The sequence below is a fragment of the Ekhidna sp. genome (genome assembly GCF_965247405.1).
GTDB lineage: Bacteria > Bacteroidota > Bacteroidia > Cytophagales > Cyclobacteriaceae > Ekhidna.
The window spans coordinates 3,575,954-3,593,764 of sequence record NZ_OZ252014.1; the positions used below are offsets into that span (position 1 = coordinate 3,575,954).

Annotated in this window: 15 protein-coding genes; 4 read left to right on the forward strand and 11 right to left on the reverse strand. The window is 42.1% G+C overall.

Annotated features, from left to right (window positions below):
* Window positions 1-7: 7 nt before the first annotated feature.
* Window positions 8-1,324, reverse strand: coding sequence for an ABC1 kinase family protein (locus ACP14Y_RS16510; protein ID WP_424963995.1), 1,317 nt, complete (start codon window positions 1,322-1,324; stop codon window positions 8-10).
* Window positions 1,324-1,980 carry a hypothetical protein gene (locus tag ACP14Y_RS16515; RefSeq protein ID WP_424963996.1) on the reverse strand — a complete coding sequence of 219 codons (657 nt, stop codon included), beginning with the start codon at window positions 1,978-1,980 and terminating at the stop codon, window positions 1,324-1,326. The genes ACP14Y_RS16510 and ACP14Y_RS16515 overlap by 1 nt, the downstream gene beginning before the upstream one ends.
* A gap of 129 nt (window positions 1,981-2,109) precedes the next feature.
* On the opposite strand from ACP14Y_RS16515, the gene ACP14Y_RS16520 reads away from it, so the two are divergent.
* Window positions 2,110-3,894 carry an ATP-binding protein gene (locus tag ACP14Y_RS16520; protein WP_424963998.1) on the forward strand — a complete coding sequence of 595 codons (1,785 nt, stop codon included), beginning with the start codon at window positions 2,110-2,112 and terminating at the stop codon, window positions 3,892-3,894.
* On the opposite strand, the gene ACP14Y_RS16525 is transcribed toward ACP14Y_RS16520, so the two are convergent.
* Both ACP14Y_RS16525 and ACP14Y_RS16530 read right to left on the reverse strand, forming a co-directional pair.
* On the reverse strand, window positions 3,891-5,006 hold the full coding sequence (locus ACP14Y_RS16525) for an NAD(P)/FAD-dependent oxidoreductase (RefSeq protein ID WP_424963999.1): 1,116 nt from the start codon (window positions 5,004-5,006) through the stop codon (window positions 3,891-3,893). The genes ACP14Y_RS16520 and ACP14Y_RS16525 overlap by 4 nt on opposite strands.
* 31 nt (window positions 5,007-5,037) lie before the next feature.
* Entirely contained in the window at window positions 5,038-6,651 is a 1,614-nt protein-coding gene (locus tag ACP14Y_RS16530) for a VRR-NUC domain-containing protein (RefSeq protein WP_424964000.1), read from the reverse strand.
* A gap of 78 nt (window positions 6,652-6,729) precedes the next feature.
* On the opposite strand from ACP14Y_RS16530, the gene ACP14Y_RS16535 reads away from it, so the two are divergent.
* Window positions 6,730-7,449 carry a hypothetical protein gene (locus ACP14Y_RS16535; protein WP_424964001.1) on the forward strand — a complete coding sequence of 240 codons (720 nt, stop codon included), beginning with the start codon at window positions 6,730-6,732 and terminating at the stop codon, window positions 7,447-7,449.
* Between the two features lie 75 nt (window positions 7,450-7,524).
* On the opposite strand, the gene ACP14Y_RS16540 is transcribed toward ACP14Y_RS16535, so the two are convergent.
* The 3 genes from ACP14Y_RS16540 to ACP14Y_RS16550 all read right to left on the reverse strand — a co-directional run bounded on the left by ACP14Y_RS16540 (window position 7,525) and on the right by ACP14Y_RS16550 (window position 12,503).
* The gene (locus ACP14Y_RS16540; RefSeq protein WP_424964002.1) at window positions 7,525-8,241 is read right to left on the reverse strand and encodes a CPBP family intramembrane glutamic endopeptidase; all 717 of its coding nucleotides are present in this window, start codon (window positions 8,239-8,241) and stop codon (window positions 7,525-7,527) included.
* 114 nt (window positions 8,242-8,355) lie between these two features.
* Window positions 8,356-10,200 carry a cystathionine beta-synthase gene (locus ACP14Y_RS16545; protein ID WP_424964003.1) on the reverse strand — a complete coding sequence of 615 codons (1,845 nt, stop codon included), beginning with the start codon at window positions 10,198-10,200 and terminating at the stop codon, window positions 8,356-8,358.
* A gap of 35 nt (window positions 10,201-10,235) precedes the next feature.
* Window positions 10,236-12,503 (reverse strand): ATP-dependent helicase, encoded by a 2,268-nt coding sequence (locus ACP14Y_RS16550; protein ID WP_424964004.1) that lies wholly within the window; start codon window positions 12,501-12,503, stop codon window positions 10,236-10,238.
* An 81-nt stretch (window positions 12,504-12,584) separates the two neighbouring features.
* Here ACP14Y_RS16550 and ACP14Y_RS16555 point away from each other — a divergent pair, with 81 nt between their 5' ends.
* Entirely contained in the window at window positions 12,585-13,316 is a 732-nt protein-coding gene (locus ACP14Y_RS16555; protein ID WP_424964005.1) for a lysostaphin resistance A-like protein, read from the forward strand.
* A 287-nt stretch (window positions 13,317-13,603) separates the two neighbouring features.
* Window positions 13,604-14,011 (forward strand): DUF1761 domain-containing protein, encoded by a 408-nt coding sequence (locus ACP14Y_RS16560; protein ID WP_424964006.1) that lies wholly within the window; start codon window positions 13,604-13,606, stop codon window positions 14,009-14,011.
* A 207-nt stretch (window positions 14,012-14,218) separates the two neighbouring features.
* Here the strand turns inward: ACP14Y_RS16560 and ACP14Y_RS16565 are convergent, their stop codons facing one another.
* From ACP14Y_RS16565 to ACP14Y_RS16580, 4 genes are read right to left on the reverse strand one after another with little or no spacing between them, the layout of a single operon-like run.
* Window positions 14,219-15,172, reverse strand: coding sequence for a TolB family protein (locus tag ACP14Y_RS16565; RefSeq protein ID WP_424964007.1), 954 nt, complete (start codon window positions 15,170-15,172; stop codon window positions 14,219-14,221).
* Window positions 15,173-15,177: 5 nt separating this feature from the next.
* Window positions 15,178-15,585 (reverse strand): DUF1761 domain-containing protein, encoded by a 408-nt coding sequence (locus tag ACP14Y_RS16570; RefSeq protein WP_424964008.1) that lies wholly within the window; start codon window positions 15,583-15,585, stop codon window positions 15,178-15,180.
* Between the two features lie 53 nt (window positions 15,586-15,638).
* The gene (locus ACP14Y_RS16575) at window positions 15,639-16,457 is read right to left on the reverse strand and encodes an AraC family transcriptional regulator (RefSeq protein WP_424964009.1); all 819 of its coding nucleotides are present in this window, start codon (window positions 16,455-16,457) and stop codon (window positions 15,639-15,641) included.
* A complete protein-coding gene (locus ACP14Y_RS16580; RefSeq protein ID WP_424964010.1) occupies window positions 16,454-17,806 on the reverse strand; it encodes a M24 family metallopeptidase in 1,353 nt (450 codons plus the stop codon). Before ACP14Y_RS16580 ends, ACP14Y_RS16575 begins: the two co-directional genes overlap by 4 nt.
* Window positions 17,807-17,811: the final 5 nt, after the last annotated feature.

Here is a 17,811-nt window from a genome sequence, read left to right on the forward strand (position 1 = left end):
TTTGAGATTATGATGCCTTCTTTAAGAAGCCAGCGGTAGCGCAATCCACCTTTGCCTTCAGGGCATGCAAAATATTATACAATCCAAAGAAAGTTCGATTGAAATAAATGAAGTGACGTGAACCTCGAGCCTGCAGTCTATTCATTTCTGGATCTTTCGAAATCGCTTCTCCCTTCATGTATATCTCCGTAAAGTACGCATCGTCACTAAAGTCAAATGTTCCTTCATTGAATGGGCGAGACAATAGCTTGATCAGATCGGTAAACATGGCTGATACAATTTTTATATCCTTTTCCGAGTCACTTGGTCTGATGATTTCAAGTTTTCGGAATAGCTCATCCACTCTTTTAGGATTGCCCAATACTTCATGTCTTGCCAATTCGAAATAAGCATCATAAAAATCATCTGGGATATGTTTGATACACCCAAAATCAATCACTCCCAGATTATTGTTTTCATCAATGATGAAGTTTCCGGGATGTGGGTCCGCGTGCATCATTCGCAATTCATGCATCTGATACATGTAAAAGTTCCATAGAATTTGTCCAAGTCGATCCCGATCTTTCTGATTTTGATCCCGCTTCATCCATGCCCCGATGGGCTCTCCTTTCAGCCAGCTCATCGTTAAGATTTGCGGCGAGGATAATTCCGGGTAATACGTTGGAAAAAAAACTCCGTCGATTTTTTGGCATTTTTTTGCAAAATCCATCGACTGCTTTAACTCCAATTCGTAATCAGCTTCTTCCAATAGCTTTCCCTCTACTTCTTTCATGTAAGGATCTACGTCCTTTCCTTTAACATTCATGAGTTTCAGGGCGAATGGTTTAGCCAATTTCAGGTCGCTTTTGATGCTGTCAGCTACGCCAGGATACTGAACCTTTACAGCCAGTTGTTCTCCTTTGAGCTCTGCTTTATGCACTTGTCCCATAGATGCAGCGTTACTTGCATTCCTACCAAACGTGTCGAAAATTTGATTTGGTTCTTTGCCCAGATTATCCAGAAAGGTCTTTTTCACTAAAGGATAGGAAAGCGGAGGAGCACTGTATTGTGCCATGGCAAATTTGTCAGAATATGCTTTTGGAAGCACGTTCTGATCCATGCTTAGCAGTTGTGCCATTTTTAACGCACTACCTTTTAGCTCACTTAGCGAATCGTAGATGTCTCTCGCATTATCATTATCCAACTCTTCTTTATTGAGCTTTCCTTTGATAGCTGCTTTGCTATATGCTTTCACGTAGTTGGCGCCTACTTTGGCTCCTGCGCTTACGAACTTACTGGCTCGTTTTACTTTACCTATTGGAATTCGATCAAGTTCTTTTGCCATTATGCAGTAGCTTTTGAAAAGCCCATTTTCTGTAAGAAGAATTTACTAAGGTCAATGATGGAGTCAAGTGCAGGAAGCTCCCCAATATCAAATGCAGTACGTGTTGATTTTTCGATGAAAACATCAGTATCAGCTCCATTAGCAGAATCATCCTTTACCCAGAAAAACAGGGTAGCAATTGTATGTGACCAAAGAACTTTCTTGTACGCCGTTTGTGTAGCGTCCTGTGCTTTATCCGGCAGAAACTCAAAAGTTTTAGCCCAGGCGATATCAGATTGCGTGATGATTTTTTGCGTTTGTTTAAGTTCTTGAGGAAGCTCATGAGGTTTTTTGTCCTCTAACCTGAAAAGGATATAGGATCTATCTGGCTTGATAACTTCCAAAAAGGTGTATAAAAATGAAAGATGCTTCTCTCTTGCGTCCATTTCCTCAAAATCCGGATCATTCATTACCACCTTCATGGTTTGTGAATAATAGCCTTCCCATATTGAATTTTCAATTGTTTTGAGAGAACCAAAATGCTTGTAAAAGTCTTCATCAGATATTTTCAGAAACTTGGTAAATATTCTTACTGAATCCGGTTTTTTACCCTCCTCCAGGAGGTAATCCACGTACCCTTTTTGAATGGATGATTTAGTGACTGTTTTTTTTGCCATTGTCAAAAGTTTTATATGTTATTAAACATCATTGTAGGGTCGATGGTTTTAACTTTTTGACTTTATTTTACGATATATTAACGTTGATTGTAAATTTTATTGAAGGGGCAAATTAACCATCTTTAAAGCATGCACCGCCTTTTAAGTTTAGTCTTATTTTTTTGTTACCTGCCATTATCTATTCACGCTTTTCAGGATGATTCTGAAAAACTGGAGGTAATATGGTACACCTCTTTTCCTTTTATTTATGAAGATGAACAAGGTAATGTAGTTGGTGTCGAAGCGGAAATGCTATCGCTCTTTCAAGACTACATGAAAAACATTAATGGTGTATACGTGGACCTTCAATTTGAGAAGGCAAAAGATTTTTCAGATATCCTGGATAATGTAAAGAGGAAAGATAAGAAGTATATAGTTGGTTCTTCAGCACTTTCCATAACAGAAAAAAGAAAACAATTTGCAGAATTCACAGAATCTTACCTACCTGACGTGACCGTGCTGGTTTCCAGTGCTGGCACACCGATTGTGAACACCAGCAGAGAGAAGGTCTCAATGCTTCAAAATCTAAATGCTGTCACCATCAAAGGGACAAAATATGAAGCCCTTCTGAAAGATTTGAGAGAAGAAACAGGGGTTAATTTTGAAACAATTTATTTGAGTAGTGATCAAAATATCCTCGAAGGGGTCATCTCGGCAAATGACAGATTTGGTTTTATTGATCTACCTATTTATTTAATGCTGGTGCAAGAAGGAGGAGAAGTGACCAGGCAAAACTTTTTCACCACACAAGGTGATGGCTATGCCTTCATTTTGCCCACTAATAGTATTTGGAAGAACCACCTCAATGAATTTCTTTCCGATCCAAATTCCCAAGCGGCTATATCTGGAATCATATCAAAATATCTAGGGGAGGAGCTTTATTTCTTTATAGATAATTTATATCGTGGTGAGTTGGGGACATCCATCCTGACAAAGGAAAAAGAGATGCAGCTTGAGCTACTTAGAAATGTCAATTTGCGGCTGGAGCAAGAGCAGGCGGTGAGAAGAATATTGATTGTTAGCACTGGAATTGCCATACTTCTTTTAGTTGCTATCGCCTATTTATATTATCGAAATCAAAAAACAACCAATCTACTCTTGGGACAAAAGAGTCAAATTGAAGTACAGCAGCAGGATATTCAGCAAAAAAATGAGCAGCTGATGAACCGGAATGCGCAGCTGGTGGCACTGAATGAAGAAAAGAACAACCTCGTCCGAATCCTGGCCCATGACATCCGTTCTCCACTGAGTCAGATTATCATGGTGGCGGACATCCTGAATCATAAAATAGATGAAAACTTGCCTGAGACCGATGTGAAATTATTGAATCAGGTGACAGCAAGTGCTGAACGAATCAATAAGATGGTGACGAAAATTCTGGATGTTGACGGGTTGGAAGAAAATCGGGTGAAGGTAATGAACGAACGGGTTGACATCAGGGATGTAATGAGAGACGTGGCTCAGCGATACAGGCCGATCGCAGCAAAGAAAAACATTGATCTGTCAGTAGAGTTTTGCGATGATCATTACATGATCCGAACCGATCATCTGCTATTGCTTCTAGTGCTTGAAAATTTGATTTCCAATGCGGTAAAATTTTCTGAACAAGATACCTCGGTGGGGCTAAGGGCTCAGTGTGAATACGATAGTGTGCTGTTCAAAGTGAGTGATGAGGGACCCGGGTTTTCAGAGAGTGACAAGAAGAAACTTTTTAATCGTTTTCAAAAACTTAGTGCTAAACCAACGGCCGGTGAGTCCTCCACAGGTCTGGGCCTTTCGATCGTTAAGAAATATGTACAGGATCTTGGAGGGAAGGTTTGGGTGGAATCAGAGCTTGGAAAGGGCAGTACCTTTTTCGTGAAACTGTCTGCTTAGTCCCTCAAAATTAACTCAGCCACTTCTTCGCCCACCAGGCTACCAATGGCTACCCCCATGCCACCCAGTCTTACACCTATGGCGATCCGTTCGGATACTTTTTCTACGATCGGTGCTTTGGTTTTCCCGAACGCCATGATGCCGGTCCATTCCATTTCCACCTGATATGATTGGTTGGGTAAGATGAAGGATTCCAGGTCGGAGATCAACTTGGATTTGATCTTTTCATTGATTCCAAATTCGGTGGTTTCTTCTTCATCTAACGCCAGGTTTCGCCCACCACCGAAGAGTAATTTGCTATAGTAATCTCTGAAATAGTAGTAGCCTTCTTCGTAATGAAAAGTCCCTTCAAATTTCAGCTTTTTATTCGGAACAATACTCATCACTATGCCACGTCCCGGAGATACATCCAGCTCTTTCTTCAAAAGCTTGTTCGTAAAGGCATTGGTGCAAACAGCTATCTTTTTGGCTGTAAACTGAGCATCCTTACATTGGACACTGACGGAAGTATTTTCTTCCTGGATTTCCAACACTTCACACCCTGTATAGACTTGAACTCCAATTTCTGCACAGTATTTCCAAAGGGAGGAAATCAACCTGCCAGTGTCCAGTTGTCCTTCAAGGTGATTTTCAATCAGGTGGTAGGTTTGTCCAAAACCAAACGTATTTATTTTCTCATCCGAGAGTTTGAAAACATCGGATTGAAAGAACTCTACGAGCAGCTCATTGATCGACCCTATTTTATTTATCACTTCAGACTGCTCATCAAAAATCAATTCATAGCCGCTTTTTACCTGGATGTCAATCATACTTCTTCCCAGGCGCTGACAGGTTTTTTGCAACCCGTCCCATCGCTTTTCCACCAGACTCACCATTCCCTCAGCACCCAGAGTTTCAACGTCGTTGAGTAGCTCAGAAACACTCCCAAAACAGGCAAACCCTGCGTTCTTTGTACTTGCTCCAGTGGGAAGAACACCCCGTTCTAAAACAGTGACCCTTAGGTCAGGGGATTGCTCTTTCAAAGTTGCAGCAGCGGATAATCCTGTTATGCCTGCGCCAATAACGATGACATCCGTTTCCAGAAATGATTGTTTCTCCCAAAGACTAAACACTCGAAATTGATTTAATGAATGTCGAAATTAACTAATCCATATAGTTGACCCTCAAAACATCCACTTTGATTTTTTCAGATGCCATGAAGTCTAACCAATATAGCTGCTGAGCAGAAAGCTGATCATTCGGCGACTTCACTTCATAAAACTGGTAATCGTTCTCGTTCCAAAGAAAAAGATCAGGAAACCCGGCGCTGTTTTCCTTCATGTTTTTCGACATTTCCAACAGTACTTTCTTCAGGGACTTTAAAGGCAATTTTTGGATCATAACCTCCAGCGAGGGGAGCAATGACTCATGCCAGGTCACAAATCGATTAGCAATTCCTTGTTTTTCTGCATGTATGTCAGCAATCTGTTTGAGCATTTGTTTCCTCGTTTTGATGCGATCTAGCTGATTGATAAGAAGTGTTTCGCGGGATTCAAAAAAAATGGTGTCATTTAAATCCGATGGTTGCCTTTGCAACGGATGATGAAAGGAGCCGTGACTTTCATCAAAGATGATGTTCCAGAATATCAAACCTAGCAGTCCTCTCCAAAGAAAATTTTCTGAATGGAGACCATTCCATCCCTTATCTTCAAAATGTGCCAGCACAGCTCTTTCGACGGTTGATTCTGGTCGTGGGATTTCGATACTTGGAGCATCCTTTAGCCGCCTGGTCATGCTGCGATCAATCCGAATGCCTTTTCGGTTGAGAAAGTCCGTTGCAAAAGTGAGCTCCGAGGCGTTGGCCGGGTTAACCAGAATTTGTTTAGCTATTTGCATGGCTTCCTCCTTTTGATCCATTCGATCCAGGAGCCTTACCTTACGTTCGCGTGCGGGAGGTTTGTCTGTATACGAATAGTAGCTAAGTGCCAGGTCGGGTTTCAGTATTTGCTCAAAATAATAAGCAATTTTTAGTAGCAGTTTTTCAGCAGTTTTGGCAGATCGGGGATAGGAGAGCCACGTCTCCCATGGCAACTCCTCCAGGTAATCTTCTAACGGGAGGTTGGCCTCCTGAATCTCGTAAATCATTCTCTTAAGCTGGGAGAGATGCATGACTGCCAGTGCCTCTTCTCTGGATTCAAACCAGGGCCTAAACTTCGTTTCATCTAGTTTCTCAATCTTCACATTGCCAACGTCCCTTATGACAAAATCAGTCATTTGCCCACCTCTGTGACCAAAAAATAGCAGCTTGATGAAATCAACCTCTTCATTTTTAAGCACCTCAGCTACTTCTTCCTTTTCGTGAATGACAGGAATGTCCGTCTCAGTCAATTCCAGCAATATCTCCGCTTTCTTTTGAGTGGGATGTAGGAATTCATACAACGAGATCAGCTCTTGCTTGGTAAACAAGCGAAATTGATCCGGATCAGTGCTTTCATTCACCTGGATAAACCCCTGGTATAAGAGTTCCTCTTTTGCATCATGCAAATCTGGAATCTCAGCGTAAGAGATTTTGTTTACTCTAAAATAATTACCCCGTCTGTTTGAGAATCGCAGGTACAAACATTGAGCCTGCTCAGACAAATCTCTGAATTCCTGATAGAAAAGGTATTCTGGTTTGTCCAGGATATGATCGTATTGCCGCTCTACAAATTCAAGCACATAATTAAAGTAATCTAAATAGTACTTTTCGGGTAGTATGATTGGATCATTTTTAGACATTTACGAACGCACAGTTCTTTAGGGGTTACTAAAACGTTAATTTTGTATTATATAATTGATAACCGTCAACCAAACATCATGAAGCCTGTCTTATTTGTACTATTTCTTACAACGGCCTCATTGGTGCTATCACAAAGTTACGTTGATTCCGGCATTCGTCACTTCAACGTAGGTGAGTATGATGAGGCTATGGTAGACTTTGATAATGCGATCGAGATATCGCAGATGCTGACAGAAACAGCAAAGGCAAAAATCTACTATTACAGAGGGCTGATTTGGCTGCAACGCGCAGAAAAATCGAAAGGAAATGCCGAACAAGACCCTTTAATGCTGGCCTATAATGACCTTTCCAAAGTACTGTCAATGGATAGGGATTACGAGTCTCAAATCAGCGATACGTACCGCACACTCAGTGGGTTGCTTGTCGAAGAAGCTGATTCGTATGCGAAGCAGGTTAAAAAGGCAGACGAGGTTCCTGAAAAATTAAAATTGCTGGATAAAAGGATTGAGTACCTGAAGCTGGTGAAAGAGCTTGAAGTTACTACTTTGGTGGATCTTTATTTGGGAGAAACAAATAAAGAAGCCGGTGATCTGATTTTTGATAGTACGACCAATGTACTAGAGATGCAAAAGGCTAAAGCTTATTATGAGGAAGGAATTAAATACCTGGAGCTGGCTCGTTATGATGATCCATTCTCCAAAGACATAATCAAAGACATCATTACGATCGCAGAACGACTAGGAGATGTTGAAAAGCAGGCAGAGTATAAGAAATTGTTGGATTTAGCAGGTGGGTAATCATCCATATCCTCTCTTTATAATCTTAAGGACTTAGTCATAAAGATGGTATGTTGGAGGTTTTTAACTAGGATGTTAATTTACCTCTCCTCCTGTAAGATAAAATGCGGTTAAGGTAATTGTGTTGATTAATAAGTGAGCCATGATTACAGGAAAAAGTCTTTTTTTACTGATTAAGTAAACCGTACCGAATACCATCGCTATAAAAGCAGTGGTAATAATTCCTGCTAATCCCTGATAGGAATGTAACATTCCAAAAATGATCGAATGAATGACTAATGAAATAGTCAACGCTGACTTGCTGCTACCAAAGAAATTGGACAACCTATTGAGCAGATAACCTCTCATCAATAGCTCTTCTCCTAAAGCTGCACCAATCCAAACAACGGTAATAAGATAAGTGGTGAAAACCCATGGTTTGCCTAGAAAGAACCGAAACCTATCTGCAACATCCGATGGCTTTTCCAGACCAAACTGAGACAGCAAGGGATCTAAAACAAGTCCCATCATTAGGAAAACAATAACAACTGTTAGCAATGCTAATCCTAGTCCAGTCAACCACTCTCGCTTACCTTTTGGAAAAGTTAGCCCAAGGGTTTTCCAGTTAACTTTTCTTTTTTTCATGAAATATGTAGCGGCAAAAATTCCACACCATATTCCTAATGATCCAGCTCCAATGATGTTGAAATTGTCAAAGATCCATTTTACTCCAATCATGGCTGTCAGCACCACAACAATTTCAATTAGCACATGTATTTCTAACGATCTGTTATCCTTTATTTTACTTTTCACAAGCTCTACATCCTTATTAAAAGTAGAAGATGGAATAAGAATCAAATAGTTACAGTTTCAATCGACTTATTTGATTAGCATTGATAGAAAATGGTAGTTCAAGATACTGCAGGCTCACATCTTCTCCACAAACAACTTGAATACTTCTTTGTGCTTTTCCAAATCCAAATCAGGAGAGACTGACACCCGGGCAATGTAATCCTTGTCGGATTCTTTGGTGGTGCCTTGGGTAGAGGTGGCTGGAATGGTCCAGTAGCAGCCTTTCAGCTGCCCATAGCTTACGCAATATTTGCTGTCTTTGGGGATTTCGGTGATCATCATGTGGATTAAATTTTCATTGAGCTTTCGCTTGTGAGCTTCACGTTCTTCTTCGGTATTCCCTTTGGTAGGGAGGTCCAATGAAAAAACCGATGGGGTAAACTCTTGTGCAGCAAGCTCTTCTGAAACAAAATTAATTTTAGCAGAAGGGAGTGTTTTCTGTATGAAATCCACAAAGGTTCGGGTATTCACATATGCGTTCTGAATGCGCTGATTCATGGAGGGCATCTGCTCTGTCAGGATCGATACCTGCAGGTCTGTGGCTTCATTATCACACAAGATCAGATGTTTTTCGATTGCCTCCATTAGGTCAGCCGCCCGGTCATTGGCTACACAATAGCCTGCCGTGCATTTGCCTCCGCTTGGGAATTTGGACCCACTCACGTACGAGATGGTGCGGATGGATGAGAATATCCAGTCTTCACTGAGGAATTGGACGTTGGGACAAAAAGTTTGATCAATGATGAATACGGGATCTACTGCTTGTGCTCCGTTAGTTGTTTTGCGTGCTTTGCTGAGGGCATCTCTCAGCTTTTCCAGATCGGGAACCTCTACACGTGGGTTGGTTGGGATCTCCACGATGATAAAAGGGATGGCATCTTCTAGGGCTACTTTTTCCAATACCCTCTCGGTGCTATCCACCATGTTGTTTTCCCGATCTACCGGAAGGTCCAGTATCTCTACATGATCCAGGCATGCAGCTACCCGTCTGGCCTGATCGTTGGTGCCTCCATAGCAATTAGGAGGGACGATGAACTTAATGTTTTTATCAGGATGTTTGGTGCGTGCATCTTCAATCAGCCCCATCATAATGGCGTACTGCACAGAAAGACCACTAGAACCCAGCAAAGGAGTGGTTTTGGTTGCAGTGATCTCTTTGATGGTTTCCTGCACCTTCGTTTTGTCGGCCTTAATGTTGTCTGCCTGATTGGTCGAAGGGGATTTCCCGCCAAGTTGTTTTAAAGCAGCATAGCAGTTGACAGGCGTCATGGCGATCGTTTCCCTTCTACGCACATGCTGAATGGCAGATACGTATGAAGCGTTTTTTGATCCATCGATCGTTAAGATACTGCCCATGTCATCATATATTCCCACGTGGAAATCGATGTTGTCGTGCAGGTCTATCTGACCAATATTGTCCAATGAAGATACAAACACGACACTTCCATCAAACACAGATATTGTATCGATGCTTTCCACCTTTTTCACTTCAAAGTTGTAGCCATATACACGCTTGATCGTTTCTGCATCAAATGTATCAGGCAGCCCTCCTGAGTAAAGTATTTGAGTGTTTTTATGGTCAAACAAATTCTTTCTCAATACCGCTAAAATGGGGATAGTGAATGATGAAAAGCTGATGACTTGATCTGAATCTAAGCCATTGAGTTTTGCTACAGTCCACTCCAAAACGGAAGATAGTGGGTGTCCTAATCGTATGTAGTCGTAGGCTGTTGGTAATTGGCTTAGCTGCTCTTCACTGGCCTGGCCAGACTTATAGAGGTTTTCAAATTGCTCAATGAATTCAGTTTTGGCCAGAGACTCATTGTATATGTCCAAACGGTGGGTGGTAAGGTTTAACCAGTCAGAAGGGGTGTTTTTTACTACTTCCTCAACAAATGGAAGCACATTATTCTCTTTCATAAATGTTGTTTTGAGATCGAATGATTGTTCTAACACTAATCGAGTATTCGGAGTTTCGCGAAGCTGAGCAGCAAGGTTTTTTCTCCTGCCTTTTCAAAGTCTACTTTTGCTTTCTTGTTGGCTCCCTGCTCATCAATATTGGTGACCACCCCAAACCCAAACTTGGGATGCTCTACCTTCATGCCCTCCGCAAGATTGGTTGTATCGCTAGGCTCAAAATCAGCACTAGGCGTATGGTTCACTTTAGCAGCGAATCGCTTCGTCGTATTCTCTTTTTTTATGTTGGACACAAAATTTTTGGTCACGTAATTGATGCCGGGAGAGACCGGATCTTTGGAGGAAAACTTTCGGTTTACCTTGATAAACTCAGGGTCTACCTCTTCCAGGAATCTGCTTGGCTCACAATTTTTCAGTCGTCCGTATCGGTATCGGTTCAGTGCGTAGCTCAGGTACAGCTTCTTTTCAGCCCGTGTGATGGCCACATAAAAAAGTCGTCTCTCTTCTTCCAGATCCGCTCGACTACTCAGCATCATTTGTGAGGGAAAAAGCTCCTCTTCCAAACCAACAATGAATACGTAAGGAAATTCCAATCCTTTTGCCATGTGAATGGTCATTAGCGTGACTGCTTCCTCGTTTTTCTTATTGCGGTCTTCATCCGTCAGCAGTGCCACATCCTGCAGGAAAGCACCCAGACTCTTGTCTTCCCTTTCCGGATCATCGGTGAATTCCTTGATTGCATTGAGCAGCTCCTGCGTGTTCTCGTAGCGGTTCATTCCCTCAATGGTCTTGTCTTCATACAGTTCTTTGAGCAAACCGGAGGTCTTGGCTATCTGAGCAGCTGTATCGTACGCATCTTTCTTTTCATTGGTGAGTCTGAAAGATTTGATCAGCGCCACAAAGTTTTCCACTTGGGTGCCTCCACGGTTGCCTACATAAGAGGAGGCCTTTTCCATGATCTCCCACAGCTCCTTACCTTCTTCATTGGCGGCAACCACCATCTTATCAATGGTGCCTGGACCAATCCCTCTTTTCGGGAGGTTGATGATCCGACGCATGGCACTCTCGTCGTTCGGGTTGACCGTATACCGGAAGTAGGCGAGAAGGTCTTTGATCTCTTTACGTTGATAGAAAGAAAGCCCACCAACGATTCGATATTTGATGTTGTTTCTACGAAGCGCTTCTTCAATAGCCCTTGACTGACTATTGGTTCTATACAAGACCGCAAACTCTTTCTCAGAGCAGTGATTTTGCATCTTCGTTTCAAAGATGGCTGAAGCCACGAGTTTACCCTCTTCGTTATCAGAGGTGGCTTTGATCAATTCGATTAGCTCACCTTCCTGGTTGTCTGTCCACACGTTCTTTTTAAGCTGTGCGGTATTTTTCCCAATGACCGAGTTGGCTGCATTCACAATCGTCTTAGTAGAACGGTAGTTTTGCTCCAGGCGAATCATCTTCAAATCCGGATAGTCCCGTTCGAAATTCAGGATGTTCTGGATGTCAGCCCCCCTAAAGGCATAAATACTCTGCGCATCGTCACCTACCACACAAATGTTTTGACGGACTGCTGCCAGTCGTTTGGCAATCAGGTACTGCGAGATGTTTGTGTCCTGAAACTCATCAATCATCACATAATGAAAGCGCTGCTGGTACTTATTCAAGACATCCGGATGTTCCTGAAACAGGATGTTGGTATTGAATAAGAGGTCATCGAAATCCATCGCATCAGCAGCGAAGCATCGCTCGCAGTAGGTCCTATATATGCGTCCCATCTCAGGGCGCATATTTTGAGTATCATCCTCCAAATAGATCGGGTTGTTGAGGTACTCCCGCCAGGATACCAGCCGGTTTTTTGCTCCTGATATTCTGCTATAGACAATGTTTGGTTTGTAGACCTTATCATCCAGATTAAACTCCTTGACAATCAGCTTGATGAGTGACTTGGAGTCATCGGTATCGTAGATGGTAAAGTTGCTTGGGTAGCCAATTTTGCCAGCCTCTGCCCGAAGTATTCGTGCAAATACCGAGTGAAAAGTACCCATCCACAAATTTTTGGCTTCAGCTCCTACCATTTGCTCAATCCTCTTTTGCATCTCACGGGCAGCTTTATTGGTAAAAGTCAGCGCCATGATGTTGAAAGGGTCTACATTATGTGCCTTGATCAGATGTGCAATTCGGTAGGTGAGCACACGTGTTTTTCCCGATCCTGCACCTGCTATGATCATGCACGGACCTTCTACATTTACTACACCTTCGCGTTGGGGGGGATTGAGTTGTTCCAGGTATTCTGCCTTCGCTTCTGCCATGCGGCAAATCTATTTCATTTGGAGTATAATTTTTTTGATTTGGATAGCAACATGATTTGAAAATTACACATCTTACCGCCTATGATCGGAATCATTGTGGAGGTTGCTCTATCCTGGGTGATTCTCCGATTTTTTACAAAGCAAAATTTAAATGTTTTAGGACTCGTTCCTGCTAGGAAATCACTCGCTGAATTCGGACTTGGTTTGTTGATGGCTGCAACCATGAGTTTGTTGTATTATCAATTGACAGCAATCGCATCAGGAAGCTATTGGATGCTGAATGAATCATATAGTTTCAAAATCTTCATTCAAAGCCTTTGGTATGTGACAAAGTCTGTGCTTTTCGAGGAATTTCTCTTTAGAGGTGCTTTACTCTACATATTGATATTAAGGCTGGGGGGTTTGAAAGCATGTTGGATTTCAGCCATTGCTTTTGGAGTGTATCATTGGTTTTCTTATGGAATCATCGGGAATCTTCAACCAATGATTTTTGTGTTCCTGCTTACTGGCACCTGGGGGTTGATGTTTGCTTATGCTTATGCAAAAACAGGTTCGATGCTGCTTCCGATAGCGCTTCATTTAGGCTGGAATGTGGTCAACCTAATTGTCTTTTCACAGGGAAATATTGGAGATCAGCTGCTGATTGGGATGGGAGGAAAGCCTTTGGAAGGAATGATGTCTCTGGCGATGTTCATACTACAATGGCTAGGGTTGCCGGCTATTGTTTTCGGCTATTTTAAATACCGAGTTTCAATCAACAAACGAGTTTCAACCAACAAAATGGTAGAAACTATTGAGGACAATAAACCCTAAGAAGGCAATGAAAAGGACTACCTCTAAGATGAGGATGAGGTTGTTAGCTCTAAAAAATGTCTTTTTCACTTCTGTGACTGGCGGTAATGTTTTTAACTCTTGCAATGGATAAAATTAATCAACATTAAATAAATGTTATTGCAAGGTTAATAGGTGAGGTCTTTTTGGTCAAACCACTGGTAAAATTTTTGATGATTGCACATCAACTTCTTCACAAAGAATCATATTTATAATGGTACATTCTTCTTATCTTGTTGATTATCAAACTAACTTAACTACACTCTATTATGGATTTTTCATCAATTAACTGGTTGGCGGTGCTGGTAGCTACTGTCTCCGCTTTTGTTGTAGGTGGTCTTTGGTATGGACCTATTTTCGGGAAAGCCTGGATGGCTGAAATGGGGTTTACTGAAGATGAACTGAAAGAAGCGAACATGGCCAAGATCTATGGAACAGCATTCGTACTAGAATTCTTGATTGCATTACAACTTGCTTTGTTTTTGAATCATGGAGGCACGGATCCTTCTGTCGGGCAGGGAGCAGCTTACGGTTTTCACATTGGCTTCTTTTTCATAGCCCTGGCGATGGGTGTGAACGCATTATTTTCAAGAAGCTCATTAAAACTGTGGTTCATCAATAGCTTTTACTTCGTAATTCTTCTTACCCTAATGGGCGTGATTCTGACAGTGATGTGATCCTTAGAGATTTAATAATCAAACTTTAAAAACACCCTATATTCCCCCTTGAGGGGGTTAGGGGGTGACACAACGCAACCCTTTTATTCCCAAAAGGGATCCAACAACACAATAAGGGGCTCGCAAAGCGCGATCTCATTTATATATGGAGTATCCTCGATGAGATTGCTTCACTTCGTTCGCAAACTTTGAGACATGCTCAATTTTCTACTCCACCTCCACAAACACAGGTGCTTGCTCAAAAAGCGTATCAGTTGTCACCTGAGTAATCGCACCGGTCTCGTATTCCATGGTAAAGATGTCGAAGTTCATTTTACCATCTTTCCCTCCGGTGTTGGAATCAAAAGTGATATGCTGACCATCGGGTGACCAGGAATGCCAGCCAACTAAAATGGAATCCGGAGTTAACTTCTTCTGTCCGGTACCATCAGGATTGATTTGAAACAAATAGGAACCTCCTTGTTGTTTGGAATGATAAGTAATGATGTTGCGATTAGGCTCCCAAAAAGGAGGACCCGCATGGTAGCTGTACCAGTTGGCAGTGGTGTCATCTTGTGGATAGTAGGTTAGCTGGCGGAGGTTACTGCCATCCACGCCAACTATATAGAGCTCATCCTGGTAGCCGATGTTCGGTTTAAATCGCTTTTTCGATCCCCTAAAGACAATTTCCTGTCCATCGGGTGAGAAAAACGGATCACTGAAATAGGGAAGTCCCGTATACACTTTCTGAACCAGTTCACCTGATTTGTTGATAATATAGAAAGCACTATCACCTTCAACTCTCGGGTTTACGATGATCTCTTCACCCCCTCTCCGCGTACTCATCCAGCTATCCCGAAGTTGTGGGCCACCGATTTTTCGATGTTCTTTTCCATAAGCATCCGTTTCATACAGGAAGTAGCAACGATGGCAGGTGTCTTTGTCTGAGATGTATAACACTTTATCATTATACGCTCGATAAGTCCATTCCACACCACTTAAATTGGTGATGTTTATGGGGTCAGAACCATCTGCCTTCATGGTGAATACTTCGTAGTTATCTCCTTCTTTATCAGTCCACACATTATAAGCGATTCGATATGACTTGGATGGTTGGTCAGCTTCCTTTTTTGCGCATGAAAAAAGAATGACTCCAAGCATTAAATAAGTTAGGTTTTTCATGATTGTTATCTCCAGATTCCCAATATAAATCCAATTAACGTGAAATACACCACGATATAGCCACCATTGATAAGCATGTATCTGATGGTTTTCTGTTCGTACATGGCAATGATGATGAATATCATGGCTGCCCATCCAAAACCAGCAAGGAACCCTGCTGTTGTTCCCCAAATCCAGTCAGTATTTGCATCACCGAGAAAGAATGCCATGTTGTAGCAAATAATGACAGAAAGAATCGTGGAAATACCATAAAGTTTTCCAATGTTGATGTTCTTAAAGTCATCGTCTGTTTTGTTGTTTTCTTCTTTCCAGGCTTTATAGAAGAGTGCTGGCGAGTACCAAATTGCTCCAATAATTAAGTTTGAGATGGCAGCTACTAATACTGCCCAGTGATTGATGTACATGTTTTCCATTGATTTTTTGAGATAAAAGTAGAGGCAACCAACCTTTAAGTATTGGAAAAAATTTACCTCAGTGGAATATAGTTGAGATCAGGCCCTTTTTCCATCAGATATTGTTGGGGGTTAAACCCAGAAAATGCCTTAAATTCATTGATAAAGTGGGCTTGATCAAAGTACCCACAATCTAGCGCTAGTTGGGTCCAGTTGATGGAATTCATGGTTTCCAGGTCGTGAATTACTTTTTGAAAGCGCATCACTTTTTGAAAACCTTTGGGTGTAAGGCCTACATATTTTTTAAACAAACCAATGAAATGCTTTTGGCTGTAGCCACTATTGTCAGATATCCACTTTAGTGTACCGGTTTGTGGATTGGATGCAATCAGCGTGGAGGCCTTAACGATTGCTTCCGGAGGGCTTTGATCGAGTAGTCTTTGATATAAAAAGTGCTCTGCTACGCAGAACTTAGTAACCACTTCCTCGGTGTTTAACAATTGATCCCGAAGAGCGTGAATTTGGGACTGAAAAAAGACATCCGCAGCGATAACCTGACTCTTTGTTTGTTCTGATGGATGATGAATAAACTGATAGGCACCTGTGAATGTAAAGTTTATCACCAGCATGCTGGAATTAATCCCGCCTGCATCAATGGTGAGAAGCTCATTACGTGCACCTGAAAACCAATAGTTTTTACAAACCTGCTTGTCCGTTAGGCTGACATTATCAAAAATTCGCTTCGGCGTTTCTGTTAGGTCAATGATTAAAGTCTGGCATCCATCGGGCAGCAGTCGTTCTTTTTCATAATCAGGCGTGTACTCATCGAAGTAAGCCATCGATTGGATGAATTGCGCGAGCTGCCCCGCAGGTATGTGAAGGTGAAAATTCATTCGTTTGGATGAAGCACTCTCGGAATCGTCATGATCTCAGTGGCTCGTCCATCTATGTATCTCACATTTTCACCATCAAAGAACGCATCTTCTTCCAGCATGATGCGGATTTCCTTGCCCCATTCTTCAAGATATACACCCGCATTTAGTTCTATGGAATGAGCTGTGTTGGGGTAGAGCGGGTAGTCACCTTTCCCAGGTACACCTCCCTGCTGATCCCAAAGCCCGATGGTGGGTCCGGCAGCATGCCCGTGAAAGCCAATAGGATGGGTATAAATCACACCTTTAAGTCCTTCTGATTTGCATTGATCTAAAGTTGCTTTCAAAATCTCGTTTCCGCTTCTTCCTGTTTTGAAATTAGAAGTAAGGATATCCTGAACTCTGTTGCCTTTTTTGAATGCTTCTTTGAGATACTCAGGTGCTTCCTTTTCTACGGGTTTCAGTACATAGGCATGTTGCTGCGTATCGGTATTGAGTCTTAGGTAGGTTATCCCAAAATCTACATGAAGCAGATCGCCAGGGTAAATGACCTGCTGTTCTGGTCTCTCGGAGAATGATCTCAAATGATCAAACGATTCAGGATCAGCTCGCTGGATGGATACCGAAGGATGAAACCACGCGGTGAATCCAAGTTCACGAATGCGATCCCGATACCACCAGACTACATCGTCTGTGGTAGTTACACCTGGTTGGATCACTTTCTCTGAAAAACCTTCTGAAATGATCTGATGCGCCATTCGAACGATGTTTTGATACACCATCATTTCGCTGGCAGTTCGTGTTTCTAGCCACCCAATAGCTACATTTTCGGCTCCAACCACTCGATCCTGATACTTCTTAGGAAGCACATTCATCAACATTTCATAATGCGTAGAGGAGATACCATCTGCAAGTGCAAATGTCTCAGACTTGTTGATGCCAATCTTCTTTGGATCTTTTTCGATGATCATATCTGCTAGGGCCTTCCACTGATCGGGCTGTTCTTCCTTGTTCCAAACTGTTTTGAAAAGGTCACCGGTATTATACCTGGACATGCCAAATGTTTCCAGTGCTTTGCCCTCACCAGGATCATAGGCGATCAACATGGTGGTTCTTCTGGCTGACTGCCAGGTAGCTGGCAACATCGTTTTGATAACTGGATCTTCATTGTACTCCCTGGCGATGATGATCCACATATCAATGTCGGAACGCTGCATCACCTCAGGAAGCACCGTCTGCACCCGTTCTTCCAGCCATTGGTCGACGACTTCTGCTCGTTCCTTCATGGAGAGAACTTTAGGAAAATATGGGTTTTGACCTATTAACTGCAATGAAACGATGAATAGTGAAAGAGTGAGGATTTTTGCCATGTGAT

Coding starts and splice junctions, on each gene's coding strand:
- ACP14Y_RS16510 (WP_424963995.1), bottom strand. CDS start 1,324: ATGGCAAAAGAACTTGATCGAATTCCAATAGGTAAAGTAAAACGAGCC.
- ACP14Y_RS16515 (WP_424963996.1), bottom strand. CDS start 1,980: ATGGCAAAAAAAACAGTCACTAAATCATCCATTCAAAAAGGGTACGTG.
- ACP14Y_RS16520 (WP_424963998.1), top strand. CDS start 2,110: ATGCACCGCCTTTTAAGTTTAGTCTTATTTTTTTGTTACCTGCCATTA.
- ACP14Y_RS16530 (WP_424964000.1), bottom strand. CDS start 6,651: ATGTCTAAAAATGATCCAATCATACTACCCGAAAAGTACTATTTAGAT.
- ACP14Y_RS16535 (WP_424964001.1), top strand. CDS start 6,730: ATGAAGCCTGTCTTATTTGTACTATTTCTTACAACGGCCTCATTGGTG.
- ACP14Y_RS16545 (WP_424964003.1), bottom strand. CDS start 10,200: ATGAAAGAGAATAATGTGCTTCCATTTGTTGAGGAAGTAGTAAAAAAC.
- ACP14Y_RS16550 (WP_424964004.1), bottom strand. CDS start 12,503: ATGGCAGAAGCGAAGGCAGAATACCTGGAACAACTCAATCCCCCCCAA.
- ACP14Y_RS16555 (WP_424964005.1), top strand. CDS start 12,585: ATGATCGGAATCATTGTGGAGGTTGCTCTATCCTGGGTGATTCTCCGA.
- ACP14Y_RS16560 (WP_424964006.1), top strand. CDS start 13,604: ATGGATTTTTCATCAATTAACTGGTTGGCGGTGCTGGTAGCTACTGTC.
- ACP14Y_RS16565 (WP_424964007.1), bottom strand. CDS start 15,172: ATGAAAAACCTAACTTATTTAATGCTTGGAGTCATTCTTTTTTCATGC.
- ACP14Y_RS16570 (WP_424964008.1), bottom strand. CDS start 15,585: ATGGAAAACATGTACATCAATCACTGGGCAGTATTAGTAGCTGCCATC.
- ACP14Y_RS16575 (WP_424964009.1), bottom strand. CDS start 16,457: ATGAATTTTCACCTTCACATACCTGCGGGGCAGCTCGCGCAATTCATC.
- ACP14Y_RS16580 (WP_424964010.1), bottom strand. CDS start 17,806: ATGGCAAAAATCCTCACTCTTTCACTATTCATCGTTTCATTGCAGTTA.